We start from the raw sequence: 17591 nt of genomic DNA, 5'->3' as shown, positions 1-17591 counted from the left end.
ACACGGCTGCACACTCACGACCGGTGACCTGGGGATCAGGAGGGCTGTTCGGCGGCGCGGGAGAAGCGGTTGCCGCGCCGCTGGAGTGAACGGGCGACCGGTTCCACCACGCGTGCCGCGATCGGGCCGAGGATCGCCATCAGCAGGACGTAGGCCGTTGCCAGCGCGGCCAGCTCGCCCTCCACCGCTCCGGCGGCGACGGCGAAGCCGGCGATCACGATCGAGAACTCGCCGCGCGCCACCAGCGCGGCACCCGCTCTCGCCTGGCCGAGCCTGCCGATTCCGGCGCGGCGGGCGGCCCACCAGCCGGTGCCGATCTTCGTCAGCGTGGACACCACCGCGAGCACCACCGCCCACAGCAGGACCGGCGGGACGGACGCCGGGTCGGTGTTGAGCCCGAAGACGACGAAGAATACCGCCGCGAACAGGTCCCGCAGCGGTTCCAGCAGCCTGGTCGCGTTCTCGGCGGTCGAGCCGGAGATCGCGATACCGAGCAGGAACGCACCCACGGCGGCGGACACCTGCATCGCCGAGGCGACCCCGGCGACCAGCAGCGCCGTGCCGAACACCTTGAGCAGGAAGACCTCGCGATTCTCACTGTCCACGATGGCCGAGACGTAACGACCGTACTTGAGTGCCACCACCAGCACGACCGTGATCACGCCGAGGGAGATGCCGACCGCCTGTAGCCCGCCGAGGAAGCTGATGCCGCCGAGGATCGTGGTCAGGATCGGCAGGTACAGCGCCATCACGAGGTCCTCGAAGACCAGGATCGAGAGCACCACCGGCGTCTCCCGGTTACCGAGCCTGCCCAGGTCGCCGAGGACCTTGGCGATGATCCCGGAGGACGAGATGTAGGTGATCCCGCCCATCGCCAGCGCGCCGACCGGTCCCCAGCCGAGCAGCAGTGCCACCGCCACCCCCGGTGCGGCGTTCAGCACGATGTCGACGATGCCGGCCATCCACGACCGGCGCAGTCCCGTGAAGAGCTCGGCCGCCGAGTACTCGAGCCCGAGCAGCAACAGCAGCAGTACCACGCCGATCTCGCTCGCGACGTCGGTGAAGGCGCTGATGCCGCCGAGCGGGATCAGGCCGCCCTGGCCGAAGGCCAGGCCGCCGAGCAGGTACAGCGGGATCGGTGAGAGGCCGAGCTTGCCCGCGAACCGTCCGAGCACACCGAGGGTGAAGAACACGGCGCCGAGTTCGATCAAGGACAGTGCGGTGTGGTCCACGACGCGTGCGTCCTGCCTCAGCCGTGCTGGAGGATCTTGGCGGCCGAGTCGAGCCCTTCCGACGTGCCCACGGCCACGAGCAGGTCACCGGAGGTGAACGTGAAGTCGGGATTCGGGGAGGGGTGCACCTGGCCCGCGCGCATCACGGCGACCACGGAGGCGCCGGTGCGCGTGCGCATCGCTGTCTCGCCGAGCGTGCGGCCGTCGTAGGGCGAGCCGCTCTTGATCGGCAGCTGCTTGGTGTTGATGCCGGGCAGCTCGCGATGCTCCTCGGTCAGCTGCGCGACGAGCTGCGGCGCCCCGAGCAGGTTCGCCAGCGCGCCCGCCTCGTCCGCGGTCAAGGGAAGCGAGGCCAGGCACGCGTCCGGGTCGTCCGCCTTGGACACGATGAGCTCGGTCTTGCCGTCCCGGTGGGTCACCACGCCAACCCGGCGGCCGCTGCTGAGGGCGAAGTCCTTGCGGACGCCGATGCCCGGCAGCGGGGTTACTTCGACGTTCACGCCTTTCACGGTAGCTCACCGCCCGGCCACTCAGTTTGCGCATATCACGGTCCGGGTAAGCGACCGGCTGCATGCAGGCGCGGACAGGCGGGAAAGGGCGCGGAAAGGGGCGGTGAGACACGTGCTGATCGCGATCGCGGCGCACTTCGTGGTCGCCGCGATGCTGCCGGTCGCCGCGCGCTGGTGGGGGCGCCGCGTGTTCGCGGTCGGTGCCGTCGTGCCCGCGGTGGCGCTGGTGCTCGCGCTCACCGAACTCGGCACCCTGCTCGGCGGCGAGCCCGCCACCGAGTCCGTCGCGTGGGCCACGGGCATCGGACTGGAGTTCACCGTCCGCCTCGACGCGCTGGCGATGCTGATGACTCTGCTCGTCTCGGGTATCGGCACCGTCGTCCTGTGCTACTTCGCCCGCTACGCCGGGCCGGACGAACCGGGCAGCGGCCGGGACGCGGCACTGATGGTCGTGTTCGCGGGGGCGATGCTCGGTCTGGTCCTCGCCGACGACGTTCTCTCGCTGTACGTCTTCTGGGAGATCACCACGGTGTGCTCCTTCCTGCTCGTCGGCGGGGCGGGCGACAGCGACGAGGCCCGGCGCTCGGCGAAGCAGGCGCTGGTCGTCACCGTGCTCGGCGGCCTGGCCATGCTGCTCGGGCTCATCGTGCTCGGGGTCGCGGCGGGCACGTTCCGCGTGTCCGAGATCGTCGCGGACCCTCCCGGCGGTGCGGCGGTGACCGCCGCCGTCGCGCTGATCCTCGCCGGGGTCGTGACCAAGTCCGCGCAGGTGCCGTTCCATCCGTGGCTTCCCGCCGCCATGGTCGCTCCCACGCCGGTCAGTGCGTACCTGCACGCGGCGGCCATGGTGAAGGCGGGCGTCTACCTCGCCGCCCGGTTCGCGCCCGGCTTCGCCGACCGGCCGGTCTTCTGGGTGCCGCTCGTCGCGCTCGGACTGTGGACCATGGTGCTCGGCGGTGTCCGGGCGCTGCGGCAGCACGATCTGAAGCTGCTGCTGGCGTACGGCACGATCAGCCAGCTCGGCTTCCTGCTGGTGCTCTTCGGCGCAGGCACCTACACCGCGGCACTGGCCGGGGCCGCGATGCTGCTCGCGCACGGCCTGTTCAAGTCCGCCCTGTTCCTCACCGCGGGTGCGGTCGACAAGGGCACAGGCACCCGGGACATCCGGGAGCTGTCCGGCCTCGGGCGCCGCTGGCCGGTGCTCGCGACGCTCGCCGGGCTCGCCGCCGCCTCGATGGCCGGCGTCCCGCCGCTGGTCGGCTTCGTGGGCAAGGAGGCCGCGCTGAAGGCGTTCAGCCACGCCGAGCCGAAGGACTTCGTGGTGCTCGCCGGGCTCGTGGGCGCGTCCGTGCTGACGGTCGCCTACAGCCTGCGGTTCCTCGTCGGGGCCTTCGGGACGCGGGCGGGCCCGGAGCCGGTGCGGCCCAAGGCACCTGGTGCTGTGTTCACCGGCGCGGTGGCGCTGCCCGCGCTGGCCGGCCTCGTGCTCGGGCCCGGCGCCGCGTGGGTGGAGGCGCTCGCCGCCCGCTACGCGGACGCGCTGCCCGGCTCCCGGTCCTACCACCTCGCGCTGTGGCACGGGTTGTCGCTGCCCCTGCTGCTGTCCGCGGTGATCCTGGCCGGCGGGTACGCCGTGTACCGCAGCGGTGTGGTGGCCGGGATGCCCGGCTGGGTGCCAGGGCCGTTACAGGCACAGCGGGGCTACGACGGCACCGTCACCGGCCTGCACGCGCTGGCGCACGGCCTCACCGGCCGGGTGCAGACCGGCTCGCTGCCGGTCTACCTCGGCATCATCCTGCTGAGCGTCGTGGCCGCCCCCGGCACGATGCTGCTCCTTCGCGGCGTGCCCCCGGTGGACATGCCGTGGTCGCGGTCGTGGTTGCAGCTGCCGCTCGCGCTCATCGTGCTGGCGGCGGCCGCCGCGGTGCTGCGCGCGCGCCGGAGGCTCACGGCGGTGCTGCTCACCGGGATGATCGGCTACGGCATCGGCGGGCTGTTCCTGGTACACGGCGCGATCGACCTCGCGCTCGCACAGTTCCTGGTGGAGACGCTGACCCTGGTGGTGTTCGTCCTCGTGTTGCGCCGCCTCCCGCCACCCTTCGCGCGGCCACGGCGAGAGGGAGCGGGACAGCGCAGGCCCGGTCAGCCTGCGCTGCGCCGCCGGGAGTGGCCCAAGGCCATGATCGCGGTCCTCGGCGGGACCTTCGTCGCGCTGCTGGCCACGGTGTTCTCCGGCAGCCGCATGCGGCTGCCCGAGGCCAGCTCGGCCTATGTCGAGCAGGCGAAGCCGGACGCGGGGGCGACCAACGTCGTCAACGCCATCCTCATCGACTTCCGCGCCTTCGACACGATCGGCGAGATCACCGTGCTGGTCGTCGCGGCGACCGGTGCGGCCAGCCTCGCACTCGCCGCCGGGAGGACGCGGCACCGCTCGATGCCCCGCGCCGAGCAGGACCAACCCGAGGGGGAGGAGGTGCGCAGGTGACCGGCTCCGGCACCGGGCCCGTCGACAACGGCTCCGAATGGGAGAGCTGGGACGTGCCCAAGCAGCAATGGCTGCGGGCCGAGCACGGCCCGCCCGGCTGGCCGCGCTCGCTGCTGCTCGAGGTCGCCGTCCGCGTCGTGTTCCCGACCGTTCTGGTGCTGTCGCTGTACCTGCTCTTCGTAGGTCACTACGCGCCAGGAGGCGGGTTCTCCGGCGGGCTCGTGGCCGGGCTGGCGTTCGTGCTGCGCTACGTCGCGGGTGGCAGTGTCGAGCTGGCCGCGGCCGTCCGGATCAAGCCACCCGCGCTGATCGGCACCGGCCTCACCGTCACGGTGGTCACCGCGCTGGCGCCGCTCGCGTTCGGGTACCCGGCGTTGCACAGCGAGCAGTGGCACCCGCACCTCCCCGTGCTCGGCGAGCTCAGCATCGTCAGCAGCCTGTTCCTCGATATAGGCATCTACCTGCTGATCGTCGGGCTCGTGCTCGACCTGCTGCGCAGCCTCGGCGCGGGCATCGAGACGCGCGACCTCGAGGAGGAGGAGGCGTCCCGATGAGCATCGACCTCGTCACCATCGTGCTGCTCGGCCTGCTCTACGCGGCCGGCTTCTACCTGCTGATGCAGCGCTCACTGATGCAGATCGTCCTCGGCTTCGTCATCGTCGGCCATGCCGCGAACCTGTTCCTGCAGGCGGCAGGCGGCCCGCCGGGGGAGCCGCCCTTCCTCGGAGTCGTGCCGGAGTCTGCGATGGCGGATCCGCTGCCGCAGGCCCTCGCCCTGACCGCGGTGGTCATCACGTTCGGCCTCACCACGTTCCTGCTGGCGCTCGTCTACCGGGCGTGGGTGCTGCTCGGGCACGACGAGGTGCAGGACGACCTCGAGGACCGCCGCGTGCGGCGCGCCGAGATCGCCGCGGAGCGGGAGGAGAGCGGATGAACGCGCTCGTCCCGCTGCCCGTGCTGCTGCCGCTGCTCGCGGCTGCGCTTTCCCTGGTGGTCGGGCACGTCCCGGCCGTGCAGCGGCTGCTCAACGTGCTCGTGCTCAGTGGCATCGTGGTCGTCGCGGCCATGCTGCTGGTGCGAGCCGACAGCAGTGGTCCCGTCGTGCTCCAGCTGGGCGGCTACGCGCCGCCGTTCGGCATCACGCTGATCGCCGACCGCCTCTCCGCGCTGCTGCTGCTCGTCTCCATCGTGGTGATGCTCGCCGTGCTGGTCTTCGCCATCGGCCAGCGGATCACCGACCGGGGGCGGGCCTCGACGTCCACGGCCTTCCACCCGATGTACCTGGTGCTGTGCGCGGGCGTGTCACTGGCCTACCTCACCGGCGACCTGTTCAACCTGTTCGTCGGCTTCGAGGTGATGCTGTCGGCGTCGTACGTGCTGATCGCGCGGCGGAGCAACGCGCAACGGGTGCGGCCGAGCATGACGTACGTGATCGTGAGCCTCACCTCGTCGTTGCTGTTCCTCACGATGGTGGCGGTCGTCTACGCCGCGACGGGCACCGTAAACCTCGCCGACCTGACCGAGAAGGTCGGCGCGCTGCCACCGGGTCTGCGCGGCGGCCTCGCGCTGTTGATGGCCGTGGTCTTCGGGATCAAGTCGGCCGTGGTGCCGCTGCACTTCTGGCTGCCGGACAGCTATCCCACCGCGCCGGCCCCGGTCACCGCCGTGTTCGCCGCCCTGCTCACCAAGGTCGCCGTTTACGCGCTGATCCGCACCCAGACGCTGCTCTTCGGCGACGCCACGAGCGGGGCCTTCCTGCTCGCCGTGGCGCTGCTGACGATGCTGGTGGGCGCGCTCGGCGCGATCGCGCAGAACGACCTCAACCGCATGCTCTCGTTCCTGCTCGTCAGCCACATCGGTTACATGGTGTTCGGGCTGGGGCTGTTCACCGAGATCGGCCTCAGCGGCGTGATCCTGTACGTGGTGCACCACATCGCGGTGCAGGGAGCGCTGTTCCTCGTCAGCGGCCTCGTCATCCGGCATGCGGGCACCCCGTCGCTGCGGCACATCTCCGGGCTGGCCAGGACCAATCCCGTGGTGGCCGTGCTCTTCGCGATACCCGCGCTGAACCTCGCGGGCATCCCGCCGCTGTCCGGGTTCGTCGCGAAGGTGGTGCTGCTGCGTGCGGGCGCCGAGGCCGCGTCGCCGCTGGCCTACGCCGCCGCGGCCGGTGCGGTGCTCACCAGCTTCCTGACGCTCTACGCGCTGAGCAAGGTCTGGGTCGGCTCCTTCTGGTGCGAGCCGCGTCCGGCGGTGCCCGACGTGGATCCGACCGACGACGTCACGGTGGGCACCCGGGCGACGTCGCGGCCGATGCTGCTCTCCGCGGGCAGCCTGGTCGCGGCCGGAGCCGTCATCGCCGCACTGGCCGGGCCGCTGTCCGCGGTGAGCGACCGGGCGGCGGCGGACCTGCTCGACCGGGGGCCGTATCGCGTCGCGGTGCTCGGCGCGGAGAGAGCGGGGGGCTGATGCGATGAGTTCCCGGTTCTCGCTGCCGCTGTTCGGCTGGCTCGTACTGGTGTGGCTCATGCTGTGGGCCAGCCCGAAGCCCGTCGTGCTGGTGTCCGCCCCGCTGGTCGCGCTCGGTGTGCTGCTGCTGTTCCCGCTGCCCACCCGCCGGTTGCCGACCCTGCGGCCGGTCCGGCTGCTCCGGCTTGTCGGGTTCGTCCTGGTCGACCTGGTGACGTCCGCGGTGCGGAACTCCCGCGAGGTGCTGCAGTACGGCGGCGATGTCCGCGCCGCGGTGGTCGCGGTGCCCGTGCTCTCCGACACCGACCACGTCATCGCCACCGCGGCGAACCTGGTCACCCTGACCCCGGACAAGTTCGTGCTGCAGGTCGACCGGCGCGGTGGCGTCTACTACGTGTACTCGCTGGGTGTGCGGACGCCGGAGCAGGTCAACCGGGCCCACGACCAGGTACTCGATCTGCAGGTCCGGGCGGTGCGCGCCCTCGGGCCGCCGGATGAGGCGCGGGACGTCCGGGAACGTGCAGGCCGGGTGTACCGGCGGGGGGCCGTCTCACCCGAGAAACCGCCGGAGGAGGCATCGTGACGATCGTGTTCGTGGTCACCTTCGGCCTGCTGTCGGCGGCCGCGATGCTGACCCTGCTGCGGCTCGTGCGTGGCCCGCGCACGCTCGACCGCATCCTGGCCCTCGACGTGCTGCTCGTGCTCATCGTCGCGGGTGCAGGGGTGAGCATGGCCGTGACGATGCGCGGGCTGATGCTCGCACTGCTGCTGTCCGTCGCGCTGCTCAGCTTCATCGGCTCGATCAGCGCCGTACGGCTCGTCGAACGCTGGGAGGGACACCGATGATCGTCCGTGACGCCGCCAGCGCGCTGCTGCTGCTCACCGGCGCGGTGTTCTGCCTGCTTGGCGCGCTCGGCCTGGTGCGTTTCCCGGACCTGCCCACCCGGTTGCAGGCGGCGACGAAGCCGCAGACACTGGGGCTGCTGCTGGTGCTGGCCGGGGCCGCGGTGCGGGTGGAGCCCAAGTACATCCCGGGTCTGCTGCTGGTCGCGCTGTTCCAGGTGATCACCGCTCCGGTGCTGGCGCAGATGTTCGGCCGGGCCGCCTACCGGACCGGCGACTACGAGTCCTCGGTGCTGGTGGCCGACGACCTCGCCGAGCGCCTGCGGGAGCAGGGCGGGCGGCCGACTGATTCACCTGGGTGACCGGCAGGCAGAATGCTTCCCGCAGGTGTCGGACGAGGTGACGAGGAGAACGGTCCGTGGCGGGAGCCCTACGCGGCGTGGTCGCACTGGACGGCCCATCGGGAACCGGGAAGACCACCGTGGCGCGCACGCTCGCCACCAGGCTGGGCGCCGGATATCTGGACACCGGCGCGATGTACCGGGTGGTCACCCTCGCGGTGCTCCGCGCCGGCGCCGACCCGGCCGACGCGACGGCGGTCGCGGCGCTGGCCCGGCAGGCCGAGATCGGGATCGGGACGAGTCCGGAGCGGCCGCGTGCGCTGCTCGCCGGCGAGGATGTCGGTGAGGAGATCCGCGCCGAGCCGGTCAACCTGGCGGTGTCGGCGGTCTCGGCGGTGCCCGAGGTACGGGAGCTGCTCGTCGCGAGCCAGCGCCGGATCATCGGCCAGGTGCTCGCCGCCACCGGTGGGATCGTCGTCGAGGGCCGGGACATCGGGACCACCGTGGCGCCGGATGCTCCGCTGAAGGTCTTCCTGACCGCCTCGGCCGACGTCCGGGCCGCCCGGCGCAGTGCCCAGGATTCGGCCGCGGGCAGGGCGTCCAGCCGGGACGCGGCCAGGGCCTCGGTGGACCGGCGCGACCAGCTCGACTCCACGCGCACGACCTCGCCGCTGCGCGCCGCGGACGACGCGGTCCTGTTCGACACCTCCGAGCTGACGATCGACCAGGTCATCGTCGCGCTCAGCGAGCTGGCCGGGCAGCGGGGCCTGCTCGGCTGCGCGGCGGTCGAGGCCGGTCCGTGAGCACGAGCGGGCTGCCCGAGGGCTCCTGGCCGTGGCTGCACGACATCGGCCGCGGCATCGCCCGCTACCTCTACCGGCCCACGTACCGGGTCCGTACCGAGGGGCTCGGCCGGGTGCCCCGCACCGGGCCGGTCGTACTGGTGGCCAACCACAGCTCGATGATCGAGCCGCAGCTGATCTTCGGAATGCTTCCGCGCCGCGCGGTGTTCCTCGTGAAGGACGAAATGTTCACCGGTCCGGCCGGCTGGGGGTTACGCCGGATTGGCCAGATCCGGGTGACCCGCGGCGCGCCGGACCGGGCGGCGCTGCAGGCCGCGGTGCGCGTGCTCCGGGACGGCGGCATGGTCGGCGTGTTCCCCGAGGGCACCCGGGGGCCAGGGGACGTCGCGCAGGCGCAGCAGGGTGCGGCGTGGCTGGTGCGGGCCACCGGCGCGATCGTGCTTCCGGTCGCCGTGCGCGGCACGCTGCGCCCGCCCGGCCACCGCAGGCACCGCCGCCGGTTCCGGCCGGTGGTGGACCTGCTCGTCGGAGAGCCGTTCGCACTGGACGTCGGCCGAGGCCGGACCGGGCTCGAGGAGGGCACCGAGCGGCTCCGCTCGACGCTCGCCGCGCTCGTCGACCGGCTCGATCGACAGCGACAAGACTTACCGGCAAAGGGAAAGAGAAACGATGACCGAGGCTGATGGGGCTGATGGGGCTGATGGCACGTGGTCCGACGAGTCGGAGTTCACCGTGACCGATACGCAGCTGACCGGTGCGGACACCGATGAGGAAACCCAGCTCGCGCAGCCGGTGCTGGCGGTGGTGGGCAGGCCGAACGTCGGCAAGTCCACCCTCGTCAACCGCATCCTGGGCCGCCGCGAGGCCGTGGTGCAGGACGTGCCGGGTGTGACGCGTGACCGGGTCGCCTACGACGCGCTGTGGAACGGCAGGCGGTTCACCGTCGTCGACACCGGCGGCTGGGAGCCCGGCGCGACCGGGTTGCAGGCATCGGTGGCCGCGCAGGCCGAGCTCGCGATGTCCACCTCGGACGCCGTGCTCCTCGTCGTGGACGCCACGGTCGGCGCCACGGCGACCGAGGAGGCCGTCGCGAGGGTGCTGCGCCGGTCGAAGCTGCCGGTGCTCGTCGCCGCGAACAAGGTCGACGACGAGCGGCTGCTCGCCGAGACCGCCGCGCTGTGGTCGCTCGGGCTCGGTGAGCCGTATCCGGTCAGCGGCCTGCACGGCCGCGGCTCGGGCGACCTGCTGGACGCGATCGTCGAGGCGCTTCCCGAGGCACCGCGCGACGGTGACCGGGTGGCCGGGCCGCGCAGGGTCGCGCTGGTCGGCAAGCCCAACGTCGGCAAGTCGAGCCTGCTGAACAAGCTCACCGGCGAGGAGCGCGCCGTGGTGGACGCCGTCGCCGGTACCACCGTCGACCCCGTCGACTCGCTCGTCGAGCTCGACGGCCAGGCCTGGCGCTTCGTGGACACGGCCGGCCTGCGCAAGCGGGTGCAGACGGCCAGCGGCACCGAGTACTACGCCTCGCTGCGCACCAAGACCGCGATCGACGCCGCCGAGGTCGCGATCGTGCTGCTGGACGCGAGCCAGCCGCTGTCCGAACAGGACCTGCGCGTGGTGTCGATGGTGGTCGACTCGGGCCGCGCGTGCGTGCTCGCGTTCAACAAGTGGGACCTCGTCGACGAGGAGCGGCGGCACCAGCTGAGCCGGGAGATCGACCGGGGGCTCGTCCGGGTGCCGTGGGCCGAGCGGGTCAACGTCTCCGCCCTCACCGGCCGTGCGGTGCGCAAGCTCGCACCGGCACTGCGCACCGCGCTGGCCTCGTGGGACCAGCGCGTGTCGACCGGGCAGCTCAACGGCTGGCTCTCCGACCTGATCGCGGCCACCCCGCCGCCGGTGCGCGGAGGCAAGCAGCCGAAGGTGCTTTTCGCGACACAGGCCGGCATCCGCCCGCCCACGCTCGTGCTGTTCACCACCGGTTTCCTGGAGGCCGGGTACCGGCGGTTCATCGAGCGGAAGTTCCGGGAGCGCTTCGGTTTCGAGGGCAGCCCCGTGCGCATCAACGTCCGCGTCCGGGAGAAGAAGCCCCGTAAGGCCCGCTGACGCTCGTGAGTGAGAAACAGCGTTAGAACTTGGTTTCTCACTCACGAGCCCTGAACGAGGAGCTTCGTGACGCTTGCCATCGACAGGGCGGCCGTTCCCGCGCCCACTCCCGCGATCGACCGCGCACTGTTCTGGTCCGGCCTCGCTCCCAGCGAGCGGACCCTGCTGGACATCCTCGCCGACACCGCCGCGCGGTATCCGAACGCCGCCGCGATCGACGACGGCGCGGTCGTCCTGAGCTACCGCGCGCTGGCCGGTGAGATCGAGCGGGTCCAGCGGCGGCTCGTCGCCGCCGGGGTCGGCGCGGGCGACCGGGTCGGCGTGCGGATGTCCTCCGGGACAGCCGGGCTGTACGTCTCCGTCCTGGCCGTGCTGACCCTCGGTGCGGCCTACGTCCCCGTGGACGCCGACGATCCGGCCGAACGCGCCGAGCTGGTGTTCGAGGAGGCCGCGGTCTGCGCGGTGCTCGGTGACGGCGGTGTGCTGACCGTGCGTGGCACGCCACGCGGCCGCAGGCGCCGCCCTGCCCCCGGCGACGATGCGTGGATCATCTTCACCTCCGGCTCGACCGGCAGGCCCAAGGGCGTCGCGGTGACCCACGCGTCGGCCGCCGCGTTCGTCGACGCCGAGGCCGGTCTTTTCCTGGCCGACGAACCGCTCGGCCCCGGCGACCGCGTACTCGCCGGCCTCTCGGTTGCCTTCGACGCCTCGTGCGAGGAGATGTGGCTCGCCTGGCGGCACGGCGCCTGCCTTGTCCCCGCACCCCGTTCGCTCGTGCGGACCGGGGTGGACCTGGGGCCGTGGCTGGCGGAGCGGCGCATCACCGTGGTCTCCACCGTGCCGACGCTCGCGGCGCTGTGGCCTGCCGACGCGCTGGAGGACGTCCGGCTGCTGATCTTCGGCGGGGAGGCGTGCCCGCCCGACCTCGCCGAGCGGGTGGCCGTCGAGGGCCGCGAGGTGTGGAACACCTACGGTCCGACGGAGACCACCGTCGTGGCCTGCGCCGCCCGGCTGACCGGTGACGGTCCCGTGCGGATCGGCCTGCCGCTGCTCGGCTGGCAGCTCGCCGTCGTCGACGAGGCCGGCGAGCCGGTGGCGATGGGGCAGACCGGCGAGCTCGTCATCGGCGGGGTTGGTCTCGCGCGCTATCTCGACGAGGCCAAGGACGCGGAGAAGTTCGCACCGCTGGCCGCGCTCGGCTGGCAGCGGGCCTACCGCAGCGGCGACCTGGTCCGAGCGGAACCGGAAGGGCTGCTGTTCGTCGGTCGCGGCGACGAACAGGTCAAGCTGGGCGGCAGGCGGATCGAGCTGGGGGAGATCGACGCGGCCCTGCAGGCACTTCCCGGGGTCGCGGGGGCCGCGGCCGCCGTCCGTGAGAGCGGCGCGGGCAACCAGGTCCTCGTCGGCTACGTGCTGCCGGCCTCCGGCACGGCGTTCGATCCCGCGGCCGCCACGGCGCGGCTGCGGGAAACGCTGCCCGCCGCGCTCGTGCCACTGCTCGCCGCGGTCGCCCACCTGCCGACCCGCACCTCCGGCAAGGTCGACCGCGCCGCGCTGCCGTGGCCGCTGCCCACGTCCTCCGCCGGGCGGCGCGGCGCGGCCGGGCTCTCGCCGACGGAGGCGTGGCTCGCCGGGATGTGGACCGAGATCCTCGGCGTCACGGTGCGTACCCCCAAGGCCGACTTCTTCGACCACGGCGGCGGCAGCCTCACCGCCGCCCAGCTCGTCACCCGTATCCGGACCCGGCATCCGCAGGTGTCGGTCACCGACGTCTACGAGCATCCGAGGCTGGGCGCCCTCGCCGCAGAGCTGGACGCGCTGGGCGGGGCGGAGTCGAGCCGGCGGGACGTCACCCCGGTCCGCCGCCGGACCGGGCTCGCGCAGATCCTGCTCCTGCTGCCGTTGCTGAGCCTCGCGGGGCTGCGCTGGAGCACCATCGCCGCCGCCGTCTCGACCGTGCTCGCGGGGTTCGGCGTCGGCTGGGCGCCTGCCGTGTCCTGGTGGGCGATCCTGTCCGCCTGGCTCGTGCTGTTCAGTCCCGTTGGCCGGATCGCCATCGCCGCGGGTGGTGCGCGGCTGCTGCTGCGCGGCGTGCGGCCGGGCAGCCATCCCCGCGGGGGTCGCGTCCACCTGCGGCTGTGGGTCGCGGAGCAGCTCGCCGAGCGCAGCGGTGCCGCCGGAGTGGCGGGCGCGTCGTGGATGACCCACTACGCGAGGGCGCTGGGCGCCGACATCGGCAAGGACGTCGACCTGCACGCGCCACCGCCGGTGACCGGGTTGCTCAAGCTGGGCCGTGGCGCGGCGGTGGAACCCGAGACGGACCTGTCCGGCTACTGGGTCGACGGCGACCTCGTGCACATCGGCAAGATCCGGATCGGAGCCGGTGCCCGCGTCGGTGCCCGCAGCACCCTGTTCCCGGGCGCACGGATCGGCAAGGGCGCCGAGATCGCCGCCGGTTCGACGGTGCGCGGTGCGGTGCCCGCCGGGCAGCGCTGGGCCGGTTCACCGGCGCGCCGGGCGGGTAAGGGAGCGCCGGACCGGCCGTTCCGCAGGCCGCGGCGTGTGCGCCGGTGGGCGCTGGCCTACGGTGCCACCTCGCTGCTGCTCGGACTGCTGCCCGCGATCGCGGCGCTGCCCGCCGTTGCCGTGCTCAGCGGCATGGCGGGGAACACGCCCACGCTCGGTGCGGCACTCGGTGGCGCGCTGCTCGCCGTGCCGGTGGCGACGCTGGTCTACCTCGCCTGCTACGCGCTGCTCGTGCTGGCGGGCGTCCGCGCGCTGAGCGTCGGCATGCGTGCGGGCCACCACCCGGTGCACAGCAGGCTCGCGTGGCAGGTGTGGGCCACCGAGCGCCTCATGGACGCCGCCCGCATCGCACTCTTTCCGCTCTATGCCAGCCTGTTCACGCCGGTTTGGCTGCGGTTGCTCGGCGCGCGCGTCGGCAGGGGCGTGGAGGTCTCCACGGTGCTCGCGCTGCCGAAGATGACCAAGGTCGACAGCGGCGCGTTCCTCGCCGACGACACGATGGTCGCCACCTACGAGCTCGGCAACGGCCGGCTCCACGTCGCCCCGGCCCGCATCGGCAAGCAGGCGTTCCTCGGCAACTCGGGGATGACCGCGGCGGGTCGTTCGGTGCCGAAGCGCGGGCTGGTCGGCGTGCTCTCCGCCACCCCGCCGAAGGCGAAGAAGGGCTCCTCGTGGATCGGCATGCCGCCGATGCCGCTGCGCCGGACCGTCGAGGCGGCCGACACCAGCCGGACCTTCGACCCGCCGCTCCGGCTCAGGCTCGCCAGGGCCGCGGTCGAACTTTGCCGCGTCGTGCCGGTCATGTGCGCGGTCGCGCTGTCGGTGCTCGTCGTCGCCGCACTGCTGGCGTTGCACGCCGTGGGCGGACCCTGGCTCGCCGCCGCGCTGGCGGGAACGGTGCTGTTCGCGGCGGGCGTGCTCGCCGCGGCGACGGCGACGGCCATGAAATGGTTGCTGGTAGGTCGCTTCCGCCCGGCCGAGCGTCCGTTGTGGAGTTCGTTCGTCTGGCGCGGTGAGCTGGCGGACACCTTCGTCGAGGTGCTCGCGGTGCCGTGGCTGGTCGGCTCGCTCAGCGGTACCCCGCTGCTGCCGATGTGGTTGCGCAGCATGGGCGCCCGGATCGGCCGGGGCGCGTGGCTGGAGACGTACTGGCTGCCCGAGGCCGACCTCGTCCGGGTCGGCGACGGCGCGACGATCAACCGGGGTTGCGTCGTGCAGACCCACCTTTTCCATGATCGGGTGATGAGCATGGACACCGTGGAACTCGGCGCGGGCGCCACCCTGGGGCCGCACGGCATCGTGCTGCCCGGTGCGAGCATCGGCGCGCGCACCACCGTCGGCCCCGGCTCGCTCGTCACCCGTGGCGACACGGTGCCCGCCGGTTCGCGCTGGCTGGGCAACGCCATCGCGGCATGGCCAGCGGACCCGGCGGGCAGCGGCCGGTGAGCGAAGCCCCGGCACCGGGCGCGGAGACCTCGGGCGATCCGTACCTGCCCGAGCACGGCAACGGCGGCTACCGCGTCCGGCACTACGACCTGGACCTGGACTACCGGCCCGCACCCAACCGGCTATCCGGCCGGGCCCGGATCACCGCGGTCGCCACGCACGGGCTTTCCCGGTTCAGCCTCGACCTCGCCGGTTTCCAGATCGGCCGCGTGCTGGTGGACGGGCGGCCCGCGCGCTACACCGTGCGGCAGCACAAGCTGCACGTCCGGCCCGCACGACCGGTGCGGGCAGGGGCGGAGTTCGTCACGGAGATCCGCTACTCCGGCAACCCCCGCCCCGTCACGTCGGCGCACTGGGGGGACATCGGCTGGGACGAGCTGACCGACGGCGCGCTCGTGGCGAGCCAGCCGATCGGGGCGCCGACCTGGTTCCCGTGCAACGACCATCCCGCGGACAAGGCCACCTACCGGGTCAGGCTGACGGCGCCGTCGCCGTACTCGGTGCAGATCACCGGGAACCGGGTTTCCCGTCGCCGTGCCGCCAGCACCACCACGTGGACCTACGAGCGGCCGGAGCCGACCGCCTGCTATCTGATGAGTGTCCAGATAGGACGCTATACCGAGATCGATCTCGGCGGCGGGCAGCGGGCCGCCGTGCCGCACCGGCTGCGTGCCGAGTTCCTGAACGACTTCGCGGCCCAGCCGCGGATGATGGACCTGCTCCAGCGCCGCTTCGGCCCTTATCCGTTCGGCGAGTACGTCGTCGTGGTGACCGACGACGACCTCGACGACCCGATCGAGGCGCAGGGCATGGCGGTGTTCGGCGCGAACCACGTCGACGGCGCTCGCACGCACGAGCGGCTGATCGTGCACGAGCTCGCTCACCAGTGGTTCGGCAACAGCCTCACCGTCGCCGACTGGCGGCACATCTGGCTCAACGAGGGCTTCGCCACCTACGCCGAATGGCTGTGGTCGGAGGAGTCCGGCGGCCGCGCCGCCGACGGGCACGCCCGCGACTGGCACACGGAGCTCTCGGCCCGGCCGCAGGACTTGCGGCTCGACGACCCCGGTGTGGCGCGGATGTTCGACGAGCGCGTCTACCGGCGGGGCGCGCTGACGCTGCACGCGCTGCGGCGCGAACTCGGTGACGACGTGTTCTTCGGCCTGCTCCTGGCGTGGACGGACACGTACCGGCACGCGACGGTCACCACCGCGGACTTCACCACCCTCGCCGCGCGGCACGCCGGCAGGCCGCTCGACGACTTCTTCGCCGGCTGGCTCGGCAGGCCCCGGCTACCCCCGCTGCCCGGCACCTAGCGCGAGTCCCCCGCTCAGGCCCGCGAGTCCCCCGTCCAAGCCCGCGAGTTGCCCGCTCAGGCATGCACGAGTCGCGACCAGCGGGCGTGGAGGCAGAACTCGCGGCTTCGGGTGGGGGACTCGCAGGTTCGGGCGGGGGACTCGCGGTCGGTCAGAGCAGGGGGGCCCGCAGCGGCACGTCGACCAGCTCCGGCGCACCGGCGGGCGAGCCCGCGTCCACCCAGTGCGCCAGCCGTTCCGGCAGGAACAGCTCGTCGATCGCCATGAACGCCGCGCCGACGAGCCCGGCCTGGTCGCTCAGCGTGGAGCGGGCGATCCGCAGCTCGCGGGTCGCCAGCGGCAGCGACCGCCGGTACACGGACTCGCGCACCGCCGCAAGAAGCAGGTCGCCCGCGCTCGCGACGCCACCTCCGATGATGACGAGCGCCGGGTTGTAGAAGCTGACCAGTGTCGCCAGCAGGCTGCCGACCAGCCGCCCGGCACGGGTGAGCAGCTCCACCGAGGTGCGGTCACCGCTCTGTGCCGCCCGGGAGATGTCCGCCGCCGTGATCGTGCCGGTCCCGGCGAGCACGTCGGCCAGGAACCGGCTGCCCCCGTCCCGTGCGGCGGCCAGCCCGTCCCTGGCGAGGGCCGCGCCACCGGCGTAGGCCTCCAGGCAGCCGGTGTTGCCGCAGCGGCAGACGACCGCCTGGTCGTCGGCGACCGCCGCGTGCCCGATGTCGCCGGCGCAGCCCTGGCTGCCGCGATGCAGCCGGCCACCGGACACGAGCCCGGCCCCGATACCGGTGCCGATCTTGACGTAGAGGATGTCGCGCTGTCCCCTGGCGGAGCCGGCCCGCAGCTCGCCCAGCGCCATCGTGTTGACCTCGTTGTCCACCCACACCGGCGCGCCGAAGCGCTCCGCGAGGCGGTCGCGCACCGGGTAGCCGTCCCAGCCGGGCATGATCGGTGGCGCACTCGGCCGTCCGGTGGCGAACTCCACGGGCCCGGGCAGCCCGATGCCCACGCCCCACACCGCGGGCCGCTCACCGGGGTGCGCCTCCCGCACCTCTTCGAGGAGCTGCCCGAACAGTTCCTCGACCCGGTCCAGTACCGGCTCGGGGCCGAGCGCGATGTCGGTGGGCTCCTCGCGCTCGGCCAGCACGCTGCCCGCGAGGTCGGTCACGCCGACGCCGATGCTGGTGGCGCCGAGCTCGGCTGCCAGGATGACGCCGGCGAGCGCGCGGAAGCGCAGCTCGCGTGGTGCCCGGCCGCCGCTCGACGGGCCCAGCGCCCCCTCCTCGACCAGGCCGCATGCGGCGAGCTGGCTGACGCGCTGGGTCACCACGGTCCGGCCGAGACCGGAGCGCCTGCCGATCTCGGGCCGGGTCCGCGCGGTGCCCGTGCGCACGAGATCCAGCACGGCGGCGAGGCTGTCGAGGTGGTCGGTCGTCATCGCGGCCGGGTTCGGTCCTGTCTGTGGCACCTGCACCTTCCACATCTTCCACTACGCGCGGCCACAAGGCAGGTGGACCTCGC

At 72.9% G+C, this 17591-nt stretch carries 15 protein-coding genes; 12 read left to right on the top strand and 3 right to left on the bottom strand.

Annotated elements, in window-relative coordinates; genetic code table 11:
• Nucleotides 1-35: 35 nt before the first annotated feature.
• Nucleotides 36-1232, bottom strand: coding sequence for a cation:proton antiporter (locus JAP66_RS28210; RefSeq protein ID WP_199434894.1), 1197 nt, complete (start codon nt 1230-1232; stop codon nt 36-38).
• A gap of 17 nt (nt 1233-1249) precedes the next feature.
• On the bottom strand, nt 1250-1732 hold the full coding sequence (locus JAP66_RS28205) for a cation:proton antiporter regulatory subunit (RefSeq protein WP_199434893.1): 483 nt from the start codon (nt 1730-1732) through the stop codon (nt 1250-1252).
• Nucleotides 1733-1853: 121 nt separating this feature from the next.
• Here JAP66_RS28205 and mbhE point away from each other — a divergent pair, with 121 nt between their 5' ends.
• The 12 genes from mbhE (at nt 1854) to JAP66_RS28145 (ending at nt 16073) form a co-directional block, all read left to right on the top strand.
• Nucleotides 1854-4226, top strand: a complete 2373-nt coding sequence (gene mbhE, locus JAP66_RS28200; protein ID WP_199434892.1) for a hydrogen gas-evolving membrane-bound hydrogenase subunit E — start codon at nt 1854-1856, stop codon at nt 4224-4226.
• Entirely contained in the window at nt 4223-4780 is a 558-nt protein-coding gene (locus JAP66_RS28195; RefSeq protein ID WP_199434891.1) for an MnhB domain-containing protein, read from the top strand. Before mbhE ends, JAP66_RS28195 begins: the two co-directional genes overlap by 4 nt.
• Nucleotides 4777-5160 (top strand): Na(+)/H(+) antiporter subunit C, encoded by a 384-nt coding sequence (locus JAP66_RS28190; RefSeq protein WP_199434890.1) that lies wholly within the window; start codon nt 4777-4779, stop codon nt 5158-5160. Before JAP66_RS28195 ends, JAP66_RS28190 begins: the two co-directional genes overlap by 4 nt.
• On the top strand, nt 5157-6695 hold the full coding sequence (locus tag JAP66_RS28185; RefSeq protein ID WP_199434889.1) for a Na+/H+ antiporter subunit D: 1539 nt from the start codon (nt 5157-5159) through the stop codon (nt 6693-6695). The genes JAP66_RS28190 and JAP66_RS28185 overlap by 4 nt, the downstream gene beginning before the upstream one ends.
• A 4-nt stretch (nt 6696-6699) precedes the next feature.
• Nucleotides 6700-7278, top strand: coding sequence for a Na+/H+ antiporter subunit E (locus JAP66_RS28180; RefSeq protein ID WP_199434888.1), 579 nt, complete (start codon nt 6700-6702; stop codon nt 7276-7278).
• Nucleotides 7275-7541 carry an MrpF/PhaF family protein gene (locus JAP66_RS28175; protein WP_199434887.1) on the top strand — a complete coding sequence of 89 codons (267 nt, stop codon included), beginning with the start codon at nt 7275-7277 and terminating at the stop codon, nt 7539-7541. Before JAP66_RS28180 ends, JAP66_RS28175 begins: the two co-directional genes overlap by 4 nt.
• On the top strand, nt 7538-7900 hold the full coding sequence (gene mnhG, locus JAP66_RS28170) for a monovalent cation/H(+) antiporter subunit G (protein ID WP_199434886.1): 363 nt from the start codon (nt 7538-7540) through the stop codon (nt 7898-7900). The genes JAP66_RS28175 and mnhG overlap by 4 nt, the downstream gene beginning before the upstream one ends.
• 77 nt (nt 7901-7977) lie before the next feature.
• Nucleotides 7978-8682 (top strand): (d)CMP kinase, encoded by a 705-nt coding sequence (gene cmk, locus JAP66_RS28165; RefSeq protein WP_199434912.1) that lies wholly within the window; start codon nt 7978-7980, stop codon nt 8680-8682.
• On the top strand, nt 8679-9365 hold the full coding sequence (locus tag JAP66_RS28160) for a lysophospholipid acyltransferase family protein (RefSeq protein ID WP_199434885.1): 687 nt from the start codon (nt 8679-8681) through the stop codon (nt 9363-9365). The genes cmk and JAP66_RS28160 overlap by 4 nt, the downstream gene beginning before the upstream one ends.
• Complete coding sequence (gene der / locus JAP66_RS28155) at nt 9352-10785, top strand: ribosome biogenesis GTPase Der (RefSeq protein ID WP_199434884.1); 1434 nt, start codon at nt 9352-9354, stop codon at nt 10783-10785. The genes JAP66_RS28160 and der overlap by 14 nt, the downstream gene beginning before the upstream one ends.
• A 66-nt stretch (nt 10786-10851) precedes the next feature.
• Nucleotides 10852-14757, top strand: coding sequence for a Pls/PosA family non-ribosomal peptide synthetase (locus JAP66_RS28150; protein ID WP_199434883.1), 3906 nt, complete (start codon nt 10852-10854; stop codon nt 14755-14757).
• Entirely contained in the window at nt 14724-16073 is a 1350-nt protein-coding gene (locus JAP66_RS28145) for a M1 family metallopeptidase (RefSeq protein ID WP_199434882.1), read from the top strand. The genes JAP66_RS28150 and JAP66_RS28145 overlap by 34 nt, the downstream gene beginning before the upstream one ends.
• A gap of 151 nt (nt 16074-16224) precedes the next feature.
• Here JAP66_RS28145 and JAP66_RS28140 read toward each other — a convergent pair whose 3' ends face one another.
• On the bottom strand, nt 16225-17553 hold the full coding sequence (locus JAP66_RS28140) for an ROK family protein (RefSeq protein WP_199434881.1): 1329 nt from the start codon (nt 17551-17553) through the stop codon (nt 16225-16227).
• Nucleotides 17554-17591 lie beyond the last annotated feature (38 nt).

Source organism: Qaidamihabitans albus (genome assembly GCF_016464705.1).
GTDB lineage: Bacteria > Actinomycetota > Actinomycetes > Mycobacteriales > Pseudonocardiaceae > Qaidamihabitans > Qaidamihabitans albus.
The sequence above is the reverse complement of the archived record's forward strand: the minus strand, read 5'-3'. Positions and strand labels throughout refer to the sequence as shown.

Excerpts from the sequence above, each read along its gene's own strand:
- JAP66_RS28190 (WP_199434890.1), top strand. The coding sequence starts at position 4,777 with ATGAGCATCGACCTCGTCACCATCGTGCTGCTCGGCCTGCTCTACGCG.
- JAP66_RS28185 (WP_199434889.1), top strand. The coding sequence starts at position 5,157 with ATGAACGCGCTCGTCCCGCTGCCCGTGCTGCTGCCGCTGCTCGCGGCT.
- JAP66_RS28180 (WP_199434888.1), top strand. The coding sequence starts at position 6,700 with ATGAGTTCCCGGTTCTCGCTGCCGCTGTTCGGCTGGCTCGTACTGGTG.
- mnhG (WP_199434886.1), top strand. The coding sequence starts at position 7,538 with ATGATCGTCCGTGACGCCGCCAGCGCGCTGCTGCTGCTCACCGGCGCG.
- der (WP_199434884.1), top strand. The coding sequence starts at position 9,352 with ATGACCGAGGCTGATGGGGCTGATGGGGCTGATGGCACGTGGTCCGAC.
- JAP66_RS28145 (WP_199434882.1), top strand. The coding sequence starts at position 14,724 with ATGGCCAGCGGACCCGGCGGGCAGCGGCCGGTGAGCGAAGCCCCGGCA.
- JAP66_RS28140 (WP_199434881.1), bottom strand. The coding sequence starts at position 17,553 with ATGTGGAAGGTGCAGGTGCCACAGACAGGACCGAACCCGGCCGCGATG.